General features: G+C 36.3%; 15 protein-coding genes and 3 riboswitches. Of the genes, 2 read left to right on the plus strand and 13 right to left on the minus strand.

Going from position 1 to position 16067, the window contains the following annotated elements; all coding sequences use genetic code 11:
- The first annotated feature begins 12 nt into the window (after positions 1 to 12).
- Positions 13 to 1299 (plus strand): hydroxylamine reductase, encoded by a 1287-nt coding sequence (gene hcp, locus ACTXGU_RS09135; RefSeq protein ID WP_443481204.1) that lies wholly within the window; start codon positions 13 to 15, stop codon positions 1297 to 1299.
- A gap of 26 nt (positions 1300 to 1325) precedes the next feature.
- Here hcp and ACTXGU_RS09140 read toward each other — a convergent pair whose 3' ends face one another.
- The 13 genes from ACTXGU_RS09140 to ACTXGU_RS09200 form a co-directional block, all read right to left on the minus strand.
- Positions 1326 to 2018 carry a Crp/Fnr family transcriptional regulator gene (locus tag ACTXGU_RS09140; protein WP_443481205.1) on the minus strand — a complete coding sequence of 231 codons (693 nt, stop codon included), beginning with the start codon at positions 2016 to 2018 and terminating at the stop codon, positions 1326 to 1328.
- A 159-nt stretch (positions 2019 to 2177) separates the two neighbouring features.
- A complete protein-coding gene (locus ACTXGU_RS09145) occupies positions 2178 to 2594 on the minus strand; it encodes a CBS domain-containing protein (protein WP_443481206.1) in 417 nt (138 codons plus the stop codon).
- 14 nt (positions 2595 to 2608) lie between these two features.
- Positions 2609 to 3754 carry a KdpD-like non-kinase potassium sensor gene (gene kdpDN / locus ACTXGU_RS09150; RefSeq protein ID WP_443481207.1) on the minus strand — a complete coding sequence of 382 codons (1146 nt, stop codon included), beginning with the start codon at positions 3752 to 3754 and terminating at the stop codon, positions 2609 to 2611.
- 219 nt (positions 3755 to 3973) lie between these two features.
- Complete coding sequence (gene kdpC, locus ACTXGU_RS09155) at positions 3974 to 4555, minus strand: potassium-transporting ATPase subunit KdpC (RefSeq protein WP_443481208.1); 582 nt, start codon at positions 4553 to 4555, stop codon at positions 3974 to 3976.
- Positions 4556 to 4570: 15 nt separating this feature from the next.
- A complete protein-coding gene (gene kdpB / locus ACTXGU_RS09160; protein ID WP_443481338.1) occupies positions 4571 to 6583 on the minus strand; it encodes a potassium-transporting ATPase subunit KdpB in 2013 nt (670 codons plus the stop codon).
- A 145-nt stretch (positions 6584 to 6728) separates the two neighbouring features.
- Positions 6729 to 8390 carry a potassium-transporting ATPase subunit KdpA gene (gene kdpA / locus ACTXGU_RS09165; protein ID WP_443481339.1) on the minus strand — a complete coding sequence of 554 codons (1662 nt, stop codon included), beginning with the start codon at positions 8388 to 8390 and terminating at the stop codon, positions 6729 to 6731.
- Positions 8391 to 8418: 28 nt separating this feature from the next.
- Positions 8419 to 8496 carry a K(+)-transporting ATPase subunit F gene (gene kdpF / locus ACTXGU_RS09170; RefSeq protein ID WP_443481340.1) on the minus strand — a complete coding sequence of 26 codons (78 nt, stop codon included), beginning with the start codon at positions 8494 to 8496 and terminating at the stop codon, positions 8419 to 8421.
- A complete protein-coding gene (locus ACTXGU_RS09175) occupies positions 8493 to 8600 on the minus strand; it encodes a signal peptide protein (protein ID WP_443481209.1) in 108 nt (35 codons plus the stop codon). Before ACTXGU_RS09175 ends, kdpF begins: the two co-directional genes overlap by 4 nt.
- Before the next feature lie 183 nt (positions 8601 to 8783).
- Positions 8784 to 8933, minus strand: a riboswitch (cyclic di-AMP (ydaO/yuaA leader).
- Positions 8934 to 9012: 79 nt separating this feature from the next.
- Positions 9013 to 9159, minus strand: a riboswitch (cyclic di-AMP (ydaO/yuaA leader).
- A gap of 43 nt (positions 9160 to 9202) precedes the next feature.
- Positions 9203 to 9329: riboswitch (cyclic di-AMP (ydaO/yuaA leader) on the minus strand.
- Positions 9330 to 9673: 344 nt separating this feature from the next.
- On the minus strand, positions 9674 to 10414 hold the full coding sequence (locus ACTXGU_RS09180) for an IucA/IucC family C-terminal-domain containing protein (RefSeq protein WP_443481210.1): 741 nt from the start codon (positions 10412 to 10414) through the stop codon (positions 9674 to 9676).
- Positions 10415 to 10538: 124 nt separating this feature from the next.
- Positions 10539 to 11351: an ABC transporter ATP-binding protein gene (locus ACTXGU_RS09185; RefSeq protein WP_443481211.1), complete on the minus strand. Its 813-nt coding sequence runs from the start codon at positions 11349 to 11351 to the stop codon at positions 10539 to 10541.
- A gap of 33 nt (positions 11352 to 11384) precedes the next feature.
- Positions 11385 to 12422, minus strand: a complete 1038-nt coding sequence (locus tag ACTXGU_RS09190; RefSeq protein WP_443481212.1) for a FecCD family ABC transporter permease — start codon at positions 12420 to 12422, stop codon at positions 11385 to 11387.
- Positions 12419 to 13432: a FecCD family ABC transporter permease gene (locus ACTXGU_RS09195; protein WP_443481213.1), complete on the minus strand. Its 1014-nt coding sequence runs from the start codon at positions 13430 to 13432 to the stop codon at positions 12419 to 12421. The genes ACTXGU_RS09190 and ACTXGU_RS09195 overlap by 4 nt, the downstream gene beginning before the upstream one ends.
- A gap of 237 nt (positions 13433 to 13669) precedes the next feature.
- On the minus strand, positions 13670 to 14707 hold the full coding sequence (locus tag ACTXGU_RS09200; protein WP_443481214.1) for an ABC transporter substrate-binding protein: 1038 nt from the start codon (positions 14705 to 14707) through the stop codon (positions 13670 to 13672).
- A gap of 356 nt (positions 14708 to 15063) precedes the next feature.
- Here ACTXGU_RS09200 and ACTXGU_RS09205 point away from each other — a divergent pair, with 356 nt between their 5' ends.
- The gene (locus tag ACTXGU_RS09205) at positions 15064 to 16020 is read left to right on the plus strand and encodes a ribose-phosphate diphosphokinase (protein WP_443481215.1); all 957 of its coding nucleotides are present in this window, start codon (positions 15064 to 15066) and stop codon (positions 16018 to 16020) included.
- Positions 16021 to 16067 lie beyond the last annotated feature (47 nt).

Here is a 16067-nt window from a genome sequence, read left to right on the forward strand (position 1 = left end):
GAGAGAAGTAAAATGTTTTGTTATCAGTGTGAGCAGACGCCAAAGGGTGGATGCAAGGTCATCGGCGTTTGTGGGAAAGATGAAACAATCGCAAGTTTACAAGATACGATTATTTTTGGATTAAAAGGGATCGCTGCTTATCGTACCCATGCCGCTCAGCTCGGTGCGACAGATCCTTTTGTGGATGCAACAACCCACGAAGCATTATATATGACACTGACTAATTCCAATTTTAATGTGCAGGAACATATTGATATGGCAATGAAAGTAGGTCAATCAGCTGTTCGTGTCATGGAATTGCTTGATGAAGCTCATACCAACCGATTAGGCATTCCAGTGCCTATTCGAGTTTCACAAAATAAGATAGAAGGCAAATGCATTATCGTAACAGGCCATAATTTATTTGCATTAGAAGAATTATTAAAGCAAACAGAGGGTAAAGGAATCAATATTTATACACATTCCGAAATGCTTCCTGCCCATGGTTATCCGGCATTAAAAAAATATTCCCATCTGAAAGGAAACATAGGAAAGGCTTGGTATGATCAACGCCGTTTATTTGAAAAATTCCCTGGCGCCATTCTTGCAACAACAAATTGTGTGATGCCAATTAAAGGTTCCTATGCGGATAGAATGTTCTCTTATGAAGTAGCTGGTTTGGAAAATGTCCAAAAGATTGAGGGAGATGATTTTTCTGTTCTAATCAATCGAGCATTAGAGTTGCCAGAAGCGAATATCGAATCTGATGAAACTCTAGTAACCGGCTTCCATCATGAAACAGTGCTTGGGCTTGCCCCCGAAGTCATTTCAGCAGTGAAAGACGGAAAAATTAAACGTTTCTTCGTGATTGCAGGCTGCGATGCTCCAGGAAAAGGGGGAGAATATTATCGTGAACTAGCAACCTCTCTCCCACCAGAAACAGTCATTTTAACGACTTCCTGCGGCAAGTTCCGCTTTAACGATGTCGATTATGGTGTCGTACCTGGTACAAATATACCAAGATACATTGATTTAGGCCAATGCAATAATTCTGGTTCTACGATTAAAATTGCAAAGGCGTTAGCCGAAGCATTTGAATGCTCTATTCATGACTTGCCAATCAGCATAGTTCTTTCATGGTTTGAACAAAAAGCAGTCGCTATTTTATTAGGTTTATTTAGTTTAGGCATTCAAGATATTCGAATTGGACCAAAACCTCCAGAATTTATCTCAGACGGAGTTATGCAAGTTCTGCAAGAAACTTTCAACTTAAAATTAATTGGTACAGCACAAGAAGATTTGCAAGAAATGCTTCAATAAAAAACGGTGAGCTACTCACTGTTTTTTTATTGAAATAATCGATCAAGCAATTTGTCCGGATGTATGATGATATCTCCTTCATAAGTACGGATTAATTGCTCTTTTTTTAGCTTTGTAAATGTTCTGCTGACCGTTTCTCTTGTTGTTCCAATCATATTCGCTAGATCTTTATTGGTAAATTCTCCTGTTAAAAGAACAAATCCGTCCTCTAATTTTTTCCCATGCGTTTTGCTTAATCGAATCAGCAATTTGATGATTTGCTGATATGTATTGTTTAATATTTGCTCCCCTAACCGATCTTGAAGATCCACAATTTTTTCCCCTAGTACTTTAAATACTTTAATACATAGCTCGGGATTATCTATTAACACTTTTTCAAACTCTTGAATGGGAATAACGACCAATGATGCTTCTTCCTGCACTTTTGCAAAAGCTGGATATCCACCCTTTCTGAAAAAACCTACATGCGGGAACATTTCGCCTTTTTTTAAAACCGCCACGATTTGTTCTTTTCCATTTAGATCCGTTCTATAAACTTTCACTTTTCCATCAAAAATAAAATACGTATTTTTAAGCGGTTCACCTTGCAGAAATACGTGGCTCCCTTTCTTAAATGTTCTAACCATGCCTATTTCCACAATCCTTGCTAATTCACGATTATCCAACTCTTTAAAAAGAGAAAATTCTGATAACAGTTTATTAATGTCTTGACTATTCATTATGCACCTCTAAAGTGAATGGCTTTCTATTATTTTACCAAAAAAATTAAATTGATTTAACGAAAAAAAATCTCACACTTGTTAACGTTCAAAGTGTGAGAATGAAGGAGTGAAAGGATTAAATAAATAATATATAATGTTTGTTTTGGAAACTTTGAATTATAGGTTGCCTATTTTTTTATTTATTTTCATTAAATAATCAATAACTTCTCTTCTCCTGATAATCACAATAAAAATCTCTTTGTCATCTAATACAGGAATAAAATTTTGTTCTAATACTCGTAAAAATACATCTTCAATTTCAGCATTAATTGTTATCGGTTGATTAACTCGATGAATTGGCACTTCAGAGATGTTGACTCGTTCTGTATTTTTAAAATTTAAAGTTGGTGTATGTTTTAATTTCCAAAGTAAATCACCTTCAGTAAGTGTTCCAGCGTACTTCCCTTCTTCTGTTAATAAAGGAATTGCCGTATATCGATGGTATTCCATTTTTTCTAATGCTTGCCTCATTGTTGATTTAAAAGGAAGATATACAACATCTTTTTTCGGAATTAAGAAAAATGCTATATTCATTTTTTGTTTTCTCCTTACTTTCCAACTGAAACAATATGAATTTCAATATTGGAAGTTTCCCTCATAATGCTGTTGACAATGGAGCCTCTTATTATTTCTTCCCATCTAGATTTTGCAGATTGCCCTAGTAGGATTTGCGTTATTTTATATTGTGCTGCTATTTCTACAATCGCTTTTGCGGGCTTACGTTTATTTGCTTCCTGTAATAAAAATTCAGCATTAAATTGTTTAGCTAATTGCTTCCACTGGTTAATTTTTTGTTGTTTCTCACTAGAAATATTGCTGGCATTTCCTATTACATTTAAAATATAGAGTTCTGCTTTCAATCGACTGGCCATGCGAAACCCTCTTCTAATTAACCTTTCAGCAGTTGGTCCATATTGTACACACACTAGAATTTTTTCATGTACCCCCGTGTGAAGCAATGAAGAATTTGAAATATTTTGCATGTTTTTTTCATCTACATCGTCAGCCACTTCTCTTAAAGCTAATTCTCTCAATGAAGATAGATTTGAAGATGTAAAAAAATGATTTAAACTCTGTGCTATTTTTTCTTGCTTATAGAGCTTTCCTTCTTTCAGCCTCTTTTGCAGTGTTTCTGGTGTAACGTCGATCAATTGAACCTCATTAGCTTTTTGAATAAAAGTATCAGGCACTCGTTCTCTAACAGCAACTCCAGTGATTTGATAGACAATATCGTTTACACTTTCTAAATGCTGAATATTCACAGCTGATAGAACATGTATGCCAGCATCTAATAGCTCTTCTACATCTAAGTAGCGCTTCACATGTTTGGAACCGGGAATATTTGTGTGTGCTAATTCATCTACAAGCACAATTTCTGGTGAACGACTAATGATTGCTTCTACATTTAATTCATAGAATATTTTCCCTTTGTATTCAATTGCCTTTAGCGGAACCTGTTCCAAATCCATTATTTGCTCTTCCGTTTCTGCTCTGCCATGTGTTTCAATTAGTCCGATGACAATATCCTTCCCCTCTGCCCCCAGTTCACATGCATCTTGCAGCATTTTGTAGGTTTTTCCTACACCTGGTGCTGCACCTACATAAAGTTTTAGTTGTCCCCTCTTTGATTCCGCTATTTCTTCTAACAGTTCCTCAGGTGTTTTCCGTCTAAAATAAGGATGATTTTCTCCCAATTCATTCACCTCATAAAAAAAGCTTAGGGCGCCTTGCTCAGCTCCGAAGAAAAATGTTCATTCGACTTAGATAAAGTGCTTTTTACTTTTAGAGGCAAAGGGTTATTTCTCACTGGGGCTTAGCTAGAGAGCTAGACACTCATCTAAGTTCAAAAATTTTATACTTCTTATCTTCTAAATCTATGGAGGCCGACTCTTAGAGTCAACCTCCTTCATCCTTTACTTTATTCTTTTATCAAGATATAGGTTTAATAACAGAACATTAATACGTTCTTCGCCTAATAAACCTAGTTCTTTTCCTTCTGTGTGTTTTTCTACTAATTCTTTTAATTCATTAGTAGAAAGATTTGTTGCTTTTGAGATGCGGTCAATTTGAGCATATGCTGCCTCAGGACTAATATGCGGGTCTAAACCTGATCCCGAATTTGTCACAAGGTCTATTGGTACATGATGAATTGGAATATTAGGGTTTTCTTTCTCCCATGCTGCTATAGACGCTTCTATTCGTTTGACCATTTCTTTATTTGATGGAGCATAGTTATTCGATCCTGAACTTGCACCATCATTTTTAATGCTTGATACTCTTCCATGGAAATACTTTGATCCTGTAAAATTTTGACCAATTAACCGTGAACCAATAACTTCATTATCCTCATTATATAATAAACTTCCATCTGCTTTTTCTGGCATCACTACCTGGGCAATCCCAGTTACAACAAGTGGATAAACTAAACCACACAAAAGCATCATAACCAAGCTTATGCGAATGATTGGACCAATTATTGATTGTTTCACTTCCATTCTATTCCCTCTTTTCTAGATAAATAATGATACAAACATATCGATTAATTTAATTGCTATAAAAGGTACAATCACCCCGCCAAAACCATAAATAGTTAAATTTCTTCTAAGCAGCGCATTGGAACTCAATGGTTTATAGGCTACACCTTTCATAGCCAGCGGTATTAACATTGGGATAATCAACGCATTAAAGATTAGAGCTGATAAAATAGCAGAAATCGGTGAATCTAGTTTCATAATATTTAACGCATCCATTTCTGGAATTGCAATCATGAACATGGCAGGAATGATTGCAAAATATTTGGCAATATCATTCGCTATACTAAATGTTGTAAGCGCCCCCCGAGTCATTAACAATTGCTTGCCAATCGAAACAACCTCAATGATTTTTGTCGGATTTGAATCAAGATCCACCATATTTGCTGCTTCTTTGGCTGCCGTTGTTCCACTATTCATCGCAAGACCAACATCTGCCTGTGCAAGGGCTGGTGCATCATTTGTCCCATCACCTGTCATCGCCACTAACTTGCCCTGCTGTTGTTCATATTTAATCACTTCTATCTTATCTTCCGGTTTGCATTCAGCGATAAATTCATCAACACCTGCTTCTTTTGCTATCGTTGCAGCAGTTAGAGGATTATCCCCTGTACACATAACCGTTTTTATTCCCATTTTTCTCAGTTGATCAAATCTTTCCTTCATCCCTGGTTTAACTGTATCCTTTAAGTAAATCAACCCATAAATACGGTCATTCACTGCAACAGCTAAAGGAGTGCCGCCAGCTTTTGAAATTCCACTTGTTTTCTCATCTAAGTTGTGTGGAATGGTTCCTCCTTGTGAGCTTACCCATTTCTTAACCGCATCGACTGCCCCTTTTCTTACCTTCGTTCCGCCCTTTAAATCTATTCCACTCATTCTTGTTTCTGCTATAAATTCAATAAACTCTCCACCATTTGCAACTTGTTCATCATATTTATAATCATGCTGCTTTAAAAGTTCCAATACAGAACGACCCTCCGGTGTTTCATCACGCAGCGAGCTTATCGCTACCCATTTTGATAAGTCATCTTGACTTTCTTCACCGACTGGAATAAAATCACTCGCCATTCGATTACCAAATGTAATAGTTCCGGTTTTATCTAAAATAATCGTGTTAATATCACCAGCTGCTTCTACTGCTTTACCTGACATTGCCAAAACATTGAATTGAGTAACACGGTCCATTCCTGCTACACCAATAGCTGAAAGGAGGCCTCCAATCGTTGTTGGAATTAAACAAACAAGCAATGCAATTAGCACTGGTATTTCCAGTTGAAAATCTAAATAATTCGTAAAGAAAGGCAATGTGACAACAACAATCATAAAAATTAATGTTAAGCTTGTTAGAACAGTATTTAAGGCAATCTCATTAGGTGTCTTTTGACGTTCCGCCCCTTCAACAAGTGAAATCATCCGATCTAAAAACGATTCACCAGCATCACTTGTTATTCTCACCTTAATCTGATCGCTGACTACTCTTGTTCCACCTGTGACAGAGTTAAAATCTCCTCCTGCTTCTTTTATAACCGGAGCTGATTCACCTGTTATGGCCGATTCGTCAACAGAAGCTAAACCTTCTATTACTTCTCCATCACCTGGGATCATTTCCCCCTGAGAAACAATTACGATATCTCCTTTACGTAAATTTGCTGATGAAATCTGTTCTGTCTGTCCATTTGCTAATAATTTATTCGCTTGGATGTCTTGCTTTGATTTTTTCAATGAATCCGCCTGTGCTTTCCCTCTACCTTCTGCAAGAGCTTCTGCAAAGTTGGCAAAAAGAACAGTAAATAGTAAAATAAATGTAACTGACCAATTAAACCACGGTTCAACATGCTGATGTCCAAATATATTTGGTGCTATGGATAAAATAAGTGTAATGACAAATCCAATCTCTACGACAAACATAATTGGATTTTTTACCATTTTACGTGGATCCAGCTTGATAAAAGATTCTTTTAATGCTTGAATGACCATTTCTTTTTCCATTGGTTTTTTACTTCCACCTTTATTTCCAGGTTCAGATTGACGACGGTTATTTCTTTGACTATTTGGTTGAGACTGCTGTGGAAAATCGTTCACGCTGCCTCTCGCATTTAATGATTGATTAGCCATTTGCTTTCCTCCATTCAACTTATAAAGTTAAATATTCTGCTACTGGTCCTAATACTAATGTTGGAAAGAACGTTAAAGCCCCAACAATAAAAATTGCGCCTACTAAAATGACACCAAACAAACTTGTGTCTGTTCTAAACGTACCTACTGTTTCTGGGATGACCTTTTTAGCAGCTAATGAACCAGCAACAGCTAACATCGTAACTAATCCAAAGTATCGGCCTAAATACATCACAATTCCTGTTGAGATGTTCCAGAACGGTGTGGCATCTCCTAATCCTTCAAAACCAGATCCATTATTGGCAGCTGCTGAGGTGTATTCATAGACAACTTGGCTAATGCCGTGGAAACCAGGATTAGAGATCCCCTCAACTCCTAATGGGCTGAATAATGCGATGGCAGAAGCACCAAGGATAAGCAACGGATGCATTAACATGGTGATGGCAATTAATTTCATTTCCTTGCCTTCAATCTTCTTGCCTAAGAATTCAGGTGTACGTCCAACCATTAAACCTGATAAGAATACGGCAATCATTGCATACATCATGACATTGATGAATCCTGCTCCAACACCGCCAAATACAGTATTTAAAAGCATGTTGGATAAAGCTATCATTCCGGTCATTGGTGTCAATGTATCATGCATCGTATTGACGGCTCCTGACTCTGAAGCGGTTGTTGCTACAGCATAGAGAGTAGATTGACCAACACCAAAACGAACCTCTTTTCCTTCCATGCTGCCTTGGTCATGTTGAATTCCTAGTTGATTTAAAGCTGGGTTCCCCTGATACTCAGAAACTAATGCTGTACCTAAGAAAACCACGAAAATCATCGCCATTGATACAAATAAAACTCGACCTTGCTTAGTATTTCCAACTATTTTCCCATAGGTAAATGGCAATGCTGTTGGCAATAGAAACATTAAGACAATTTGGATAAAGTTGCTTATTGCATTTGGATTTTCAAATGGATGTGTTGAATTTGCTCCAAAAAATCCTCCACCGTTATTGCCTAATTCCTTGATGGAAAGGAAAGAGCCAACTGGTCCACGAGCGATGGATTGCTTTGCTCCTTCAATCGTATTTGCTGTAACAGTTGGATCAAGTGTTTGAGGAACACCTAAAGCAATAAAGATAAAGGCAGCAACAAATGAAATTGGCAATAAAACCCTTGTGATCGAGCGAACTAAATCAACAAAAAAGTTCCCCATTTCTTTTCCAGAAAGCGCCCGAACAAATGCTATTGCTGCAGCAAGAGCTGTACCTGGTGCAACAAACATCATAAACAGAACGCCAATCATTTGGGATAGATAACTTAAACCACTTTCACCGCTATAATGCTGTAAATCCGTATTCGTCATAAAGCTAATAGCCGTATTAAACGCTAATGCAGGATTCATACCTAGGATATTACTTGGATTTAAAGGTAGAACTCCTTGAAATCGAAAAACCAAGTAAACAAGAAAAATTATAAAAGCATTGGCTACAGCTAAAGATAGTGCATATTGCTTCCAAGTTTGATTTACATTTTTTATGCCTCCAATCTTAAAGAGAAGCTTTTCAAATGGACCAAACACTTTATCTAAACCTGTTTCGTTATAGTCAAACACTTTTGCTAAATATAAGCCAAAAGGTTTAGCCAACAAGAATACAACCGCAAGTAGAATGACAATAGTAAGGATTGTTAAACTCAATGTTACTACCCCCGAATTAGAATTTTTCTGGATTGATTAACACATATAAAAGATAGATAGAAACCAAACATGCCAACACAAATAAAATAATCATTGCTTTTCACTTCCTTGATTAATCACTTGCGACGACCACTTTGTTAAACCAACCATAAGAATTGGCAAAAGAATAAAGATTCCAACCATTAAAATATCGAGCATGATTCCATTCCCCTCTTTCATTTCCATAGGATATTTTTAGTTAGTACATTAATAAAAAAGTTTGTGTACTTGTTTAAATAATTATACTTATCTCAAAAATGAATACAAAAAACCCGCAAGAAGAGGACCTTCATGCGGGTTTTAGACATCACTAAAGAAGCATTGTCTATCCACAATTTTTTTGGTTCCTCTCACAACGCTTACGGGGTTAGCTGTCGGATTCGGGACAGAGAGTATCCCTTCTTAACATTTTTGTTAAGATTCACCCCTAGCATGTAAAAATCATGCAAAATGGTTCCCCCGCTCTTTAATAAGATTAAGCGACTTTTTTTGTAAAATATGTTATTTTTTTCTTATAAAGGCATAAAAAAGACCACTGAGGGTTCTCAGTGATTTTTAAAAATCACAAGAAATCCCCTCTCTCATAACGCTTACGGAGTTAGCTGTCGGATTCGGGCTATAAGAGTAGCCCTACCAGTTTCCTGGATTCACCCCAAGTGATCACTTTGCATCACAAAATTGGGTCCCCCGCTCCTATCGGATTAAGCGATAATAGGAATCATTCTTTGCCTTATTTAAATTCATCTACTTTTCTATGTCACTTCCTTTCTCTTATAACGCTTGCGAAGTTAGCTGTCGGGTTCGGACAATAAGAGTTGCCCTAACAAAAAGAATTCACCCCAATTTATGGTTCCTCCGCTCCAACATAGGATTCAGCGACTGTTTAAAATGTTAATGCAACATTTTATGAACGTAATATTACTCCTCAAATTTCTGCTTGTAAAGGGATAAATATCCTTTAATTTAACTATTTTCGTGCAAAATTAACCACTATTTATGATTTTTATGGTAAAAACTAACTCATAATACGTTTTTCTCATATTTTCTATCAAAAGCATTTTTTCTTTATGATATTATGGATGATTTTATAGGTTTTACTATTTGTAAAGTTATTATTAATTTTCCCCACTTTGTATTTTAAGGGTTTAGACATATAGATAATCAAGATCTAACCAAGTGAAGTATACTCTTTCACCTCATTCCCAAAGTTTTAGCTTACTGAAACGAGTTTACTAGTTTTCTGCTTTTGACTGCTTATTTTTAATTGGGCAATTGCCACAATAACCGATTCCTTCAACATCTTTTTCTAATTTATAGTACATGCAGCACGTTTTCCGACATGGATTCAATTTAAGTTCCTCTCCTATTTTCAAATAATATGTAATCGGATTCTCTTTTAAATTAAACAAGTCTCCACTTGCATTTTTCAAGAAATGAAAGTCGCTGTTTACCCTTTCTATTTTAATAGGATCACATTCTTCTGCTAGTATTTTCCGATAAATTGAGTTAATCCGAATGGCCACGTTTTCCCACAATATGGATGTTGGAATGCGGGATGTCTTATTCAATATCTCTAAAACCGGCGTTATATGTGATGAAAAAAGATCGCGCAGTACGTTTTCACGCCATTGTTCCCTCTTCATACTCTTTACTTCCTGCCATTTACACATACCTGTTTGAATACATAATTTCCGTTCTCTACTTAATGTGCAAGCTTTTACTGGAAAATGGAGAATACCGTTGAACTCTACCATGCTATATAAAGTGGACGACACGACAAGATAAGCATATCTTTTAGAAAACATGGAAGCTGCTATCGAAAAATTCGGGGCTTTTATCTCAGTCATATGTTTTTGTAAAAATGCCAAACATTTTTCTTCATTTAACAAATCTAATATGGCAATCTCCTTAGAATTCTCATGTTCAAAATGTATATCAAACGCTTTAAGCTTATTCATTACAATGCTGCTCATTTTTTATCATCCTTAAATTGAATTGCGATTATTAGTCAGTCAAAAAGATGGTTCATCCATACTAGATATAATAACTTTTTTTATTGTAATCGAAATGTTTTATATAGGTATTCCAGTTTTTAATTCAAACTACAATTGCATTTTCTTTTACTTTTCTCCCTTTTCCATGCGGAATACATAAAGGAGTCCCAAATAACGGATCTTTCGTAATTTCACAATTCATGTGAAAAACATCTTTGACCATATCTTGAGTTATTACTTCTTCTGGCCTTCCTTGTGAATATACCTTTTGATTACTAACAGCTACAATATTATGGGCATACCGGCACGCTAAGTTTAAATCATGTAAAACCATTACCACGGTTCTATTTTCCTGTTCATTTAGTTCAAATAATAGGTCTAAAATTTCGATTTGATGGGTCATATCTAAATAAGTTGTTGGTTCATCCAGTAAAATAATATCTGTATCCTGCGCTAAAGTCATCGCAATCCATGCTCTTTGCCGCTGTCCACCTGATAAGGAATCAACTGTTCTTTCTGCAAATTCTTTCATTTTGGTAGCTTCAAGTGCTTGATTAACAACTATTTCATCTTCAGTTGACCATTGCTTTAACCAGCTTTGATGCGGGTATCTTCCTTGTTTCACAAGTTGTAAAACGGTAAGGCCTTCCGGTGCAATTGGCCCCTGTGGTAAAATAGCAAGTCGTTTTGCCACTTCTTTAGTAGATAAATTTTCTACTGCATCTCCTTCTAGAAGGATTTGACCAGATTGGGGTTTTAAAAGTCTAGCAAGCGAACGCAATAATGTCGACTTCCCACAGCCATTTGCTCCAACGAATACTGTAATTTCTCCAGTCGGAATCTTTAAATCAAGATCTTCTATAATAATTTTGTCACTATAACACAGTGTTAGAGAACTTGCTTCCAGCACACTCATCGTCACAGCTCCTTTTTAAAAAGTTTTATTAATTTACATATTACGATTTTTGTATAATAAATAAATAAAAAATGGTGCACCCATACCAGATACAAAAACTCCTGCAGGCAGGTCTAGTGGTAAAAAGGCTGTTCTCGAAACAATATCTGCTAATACAACTATTATTCCCCCAATTAACGCAGAAACTGGTACTAAACTTCCGAATGATCTTCCAACAAGTTTTCTAGCAATATGAGGTGCAATTAAACCTACAAAACCTATTCCTCCGGCAAATGCAACTGCAGCACCAGCCAAAGCTACACTAATACCTATTAAACCAAAGCGAGTTAATTGCACTTTTGACCCTAAACTTAGTGCCAGATCATCCCCTAGTTCAAGAACATTAACTTTTCGAGACATTATTAATGAAAGCGGAACAAAGATTAACACCCATGGCAACATAGAATAAACATTATTCCAATTTGCTCCATAAACGCTGCCTGTCAACCAAATATAGGCTTCACTGGTAGAGTACGTAGGACTTAGCACCATTAACATCGTTATAATAGCTCCCATTGTAACTTGAACTCCTATACCAATGAGCACAAGCCTTATTGGTGTAACTCCCTTTTTCCAAGCTAATATATAGATTAGGAGGCAAGCAACTCCTGCACCTACAATCGCTATAAATGGAAGTAATTTAATATTAACTTCCGGAAAATAGGTAATAAATGCAACTGCAGCTACTGCACTGCCACTCGTAATCCCAATAATATCAGGGGAAGCTAATGGATTTCGGACCACTCCTTGCAAAATTAGTCCAGATACTGCTAGGCAAATTCCTGCAAGAAAAGAAAGAACCATTCTAGGAAGTCTAAGCGTTTCTATAACAAAAGCATATTCCCCATTCCCTAACCCTAGCAAATGTTGAATAATGAATAAGGGGTTGATCATCGTACTGCCTACTGACAAACCTATAATAAATAACAGTAAAGATAAGAACAAAAGCAATAGGAATACAAAAACTGCTTTATTTTCAATCAATAAGGAAATCGAACCTGATCGATTCCGTATAATAGTATGTTTCCTCATTCCTTGCTAAACCCCCTTCGTGCAATATAAATGAAAAATGGCGCACCAATCATTGCTGTCATTACTCCAATTGGCATTTCTTCAGGCATAATGACAAACCTTGCTGCAACATCTGCCAGCAGCAGCAAACTTGCACCATAAATTGCACAGTAGGGGATAATCCACCGATAATCAATACCTACTAAGCCACGAACCATATGAGGTACAATTAATCCAATAAAACCAATTAAACCACCTACTGCCACGGATCCACCAGCTAAAAAAACAATAACAATCGCCATTAGAATTTTAACTAAAATAGTCTGTTGTCCTAATCCTTTCGCAATATCTTCTCCCGTCGTTAAAATATTGACGGCGTTTCCTAAAAAGAAGGACAAAATACCTGCCCCTAACAAGAAAGGTAAAACTGGCTCCAGCATATCTAATGTTCTTCCCGCAACCGTGCCACCTATCCAAAATAATACCCCTTCTAAACTTTGTTCATCTATCACAAGCAGCCCTTGTGTAAAAGAACTAAAAAGGGCAGTCAAAGCAGCGCCCGCTAATACAATCTTAATTGGCGACAAACCATCCCTTCCGAGTGAGCCAAGAAAAAAAACCATGATGGCAGCAACAGCTGCTCCTAAAAATGCAATCCACATCAAATAAATTAGTGAATGAACAGAGAAAAAAACGGTGGCTGCTACAACAAAAAATAAAGCTCCTGCATTTATTCCAAAAATATCAGGGGCAGCAAGTGGATTTCTAGTTAGTGCCTGCAAAAGTGCGCCAGCTATAGCTAGACTTGCTCCGATTACGGTAGCAATTACTACCCTTGAAAGACGAGTAGTTGTTATAATAATATGTTCTGTAGAAGATTCATCAAAATGAAGAAAAGCATTCATTACAGTACGAATAGGTGTCAATGTTTGACCAAACACCATGCTTGATAAAATAGAAATAAACAAAATACATAGACCAATTAAAAGCCCAAGAATCTTTAGTGAGGTTCGAGGAAATAATGGTTTCATAATCTCACTCTTTTCAAAATAATTTTTATATGTAAAAGGGGTCGGATCTGCCGAGTGATTGTGCTTGGTATGTTGTTTTTTCCCTATGGGGAGGGTGTGACTCCGCTCGCTCTGCCTTTATTAGGTGAGAATCTGCCTTTTTCTTGTGAGATAGTGGAAATGAGGCACGAGTCTCCATAGGAGTTTTATATGAAAAAATTAGGAGGAGGAGTCCCTCCAACCTAATCTAATAGTCACCTATTTTTCTAAATCAAAACGATCATAGATTTGATCTAACATATCGTTTGCCGAAATATAGCCTCCGCCCATATTCCATGCAACCTCATCCACCATATAAGTACGATTATTTTTAACAGCATCAAGATTTTTCCATAGCGGATGGTTTGTCCATTCATCATATGTCTTCTGAATTGCTTCGGCATCTGCATTGTGCCCATCAGCATTAAAAATGAAGAATACATCTGCATTCATGGAAGGAATACTTTCCTTAGTTGTTAACTGAAGTACTACATTGCCTTCTTTCTCAGCTTTTTGTTGAGATTCAGGCCGCACAAACCCAAGCTCGCTTAAAATATCACCAGCAAAACCTGTTATATAAATACGTGCATGGTCTGCTCTAAAGTTAAGTACTGATACCTCAATTGGCCATTGATCACCTAACTTATCTGTAATTTTCCCTTTAAAATCTTCAATCCGATTATCCCAATCTACTAAAAGTTGATTTGCTTCTTTTTCTTTATTCATCGCTTTCCCCATCAAATCAACCGTTTCTTTAAATTTAAACACTGTATCATGCGTCACTGTTGGAGCAATTTGCGAAAGTTGTTCATAAACTTTTTCGTGACGCAACTTTGAAGCAATAATTAAGTCTGGTTTAAGTTTAGCGATCTCCTCTAGATTTGGCTGTGTTTCCAAACCAACCTGTTGTACACCTTCTAAATCTTTTCTTAAATAATTATAAACAGGTTGTTGTACCCAAGATTCTACAACACCTACTGGTTTAACTCCTAATGCAACTGCGACATCTGTAGCCCCTTGATATAAGGTAACTATTCTTTTTGGTGTTCCTTTGATTTTTGTTGTACCCATCGCATGTTTTATTTCACGAACACTTTCTGAATCCGTAGATTCTTTCTGTTCAGTACCTTTGCTATCTTTAGAAGCTTCTTGTGATGATTGATTTCCACAACCAGCTAAAAACATGACAAAAGATAAAATGATTACAAGTAAAGAAAAGGAATATTTGTTACTTAATGAATATGTATTTGCTGACATTTATTTCCCTCCTATGTTGTCTAAACATTAAATGATAACGATTATCATTATTAACTAAATAATATACTGGTTTGCTAGTAAAAATCAATACCTAATTTATTTGAGAATTTAAATATATTTACTATTTTCTCCGGAAACTATCAAGTTTTCGCGGAATTATCAAAATTTACCCGGCATTCTTGCCAATTTTTTAATTCACAACGCCTCGTATATTAATGCACTTATATAAAAACTTGCATTTAATCACATAATGTATTGCAAAGGTACATGCACTAACCTAAAATACAGTATAGCTAGATTATTTTTGGAATTATTAGAACTATATAGAACACTTTATCTTATAGGAGGAATTTTTCGTGCCAGATACATATCTAGGATCCAAATTAAAAGTTTTTTCATTAAACTCCAATCCAGCGTTAGCACAAGAAATCGTTGAAACGATAGGAATTGAACTAGGAAGATGCTCCGTAAAGAAGTTTAGTGACGGAGAAATTCAAATCAATATTGAGGAAAGCGTTCGCGGCAGTGATGTTTTTGTCATCCAATCGACTAGTGAGCCAGTGAACCAAAGCATTATGGAGCTTCTTATCATGATTGATGCGTTAAAACGTGCATCCGTAAAATCGATCAATGTGGTAATTCCATATTACGGTTATGCTCGTCAAGACCGTAAAGCTCATCCAAGGGAGCCGATTACCGCTAAATTAATTGCTAATTTAATTCAAAAGTCAGGTGCACATCGTGTTATTACATTAGACCTTCATGCACCACAAACTCAAGGCTTCTTTAATATACCAGTGGATCAATTAGTTGGTATGCCAATACTATCCCAGTATTTAAGTACAAAAGAGTTTGCTCATGATGTCGTAGTCGTGGCGCCTGATCATGCAAGTGTAACGCGTGCTCGCCAAATGGCTGATCGATTAAAAGCACCAATTGCCATTATTGATAAGCGGGGACCTCGAGACTTTGATGCAGGAGAAATCAATATCGTTGGGAATATCGAAGGCAAAACAGCAATCATAATCGACGATATCGTTGATACTGCGAAAAGAATCACAAACGCAACAAAAGCATTATTAGAAAATGGCGCACAAGAAGTATATGCTTGCTGTACACATCCTGTTCTATCTAAACCTTCCATCGAAAAAATAAAAGAATCGAAACTAAAAGAACTAATCGTTACAAACAGCATTGCCCTTCCAGAAGAAAAAAGAATCGATAAAATTACCCAACTTTCCGTTGCGACATTAATTAGTGACGCGATCATTAACGTTTATGAGAATAAATCTGTTAGTGCATTATTTAAATAAAATACAGTAATCCTCTGGAAAATTTTCCAGAGGATTTTATTTTTTAT

Origin of the sequence: Niallia sp. 01092 (assembly GCF_052318935.1) — a bacterium.
Taxonomy (GTDB): Bacteria; Bacillota; Bacilli; order Bacillales; family Cytobacillaceae; genus Niallia.

Coding starts and splice junctions, on each gene's coding strand:
- hcp (WP_443481204.1), top strand. CDS start 13: ATGTTTTGTTATCAGTGTGAGCAGACGCCAAAGGGTGGATGCAAGGTC.
- ACTXGU_RS09140 (WP_443481205.1), bottom strand. CDS start 2,018: ATGAATAGTCAAGACATTAATAAACTGTTATCAGAATTTTCTCTTTTT.
- ACTXGU_RS09145 (WP_443481206.1), bottom strand. CDS start 2,594: ATGAATATAGCATTTTTCTTAATTCCGAAAAAAGATGTTGTATATCTT.
- kdpC (WP_443481208.1), bottom strand. CDS start 4,555: ATGGAAGTGAAACAATCAATAATTGGTCCAATCATTCGCATAAGCTTG.
- kdpB (WP_443481338.1), bottom strand. CDS start 6,583: ATGGAAAAAGAAATGGTCATTCAAGCATTAAAAGAATCTTTTATCAAG.
- kdpF (WP_443481340.1), bottom strand. CDS start 8,496: ATGATTATTTTATTTGTGTTGGCATGTTTGGTTTCTATCTATCTTTTA.
- ACTXGU_RS09175 (WP_443481209.1), bottom strand. CDS start 8,600: ATGCTCGATATTTTAATGGTTGGAATCTTTATTCTTTTGCCAATTCTT.
- ACTXGU_RS09180 (WP_443481210.1), bottom strand. CDS start 10,414: ATGAGCAGCATTGTAATGAATAAGCTTAAAGCGTTTGATATACATTTT.
- ACTXGU_RS09185 (WP_443481211.1), bottom strand. CDS start 11,351: ATGAGTGTGCTGGAAGCAAGTTCTCTAACACTGTGTTATAGTGACAAA.
- ACTXGU_RS09190 (WP_443481212.1), bottom strand. CDS start 12,422: ATGAGGAAACATACTATTATACGGAATCGATCAGGTTCGATTTCCTTA.
- ACTXGU_RS09195 (WP_443481213.1), bottom strand. CDS start 13,432: ATGAAACCATTATTTCCTCGAACCTCACTAAAGATTCTTGGGCTTTTA.
- ACTXGU_RS09200 (WP_443481214.1), bottom strand. CDS start 14,707: ATGTCAGCAAATACATATTCATTAAGTAACAAATATTCCTTTTCTTTA.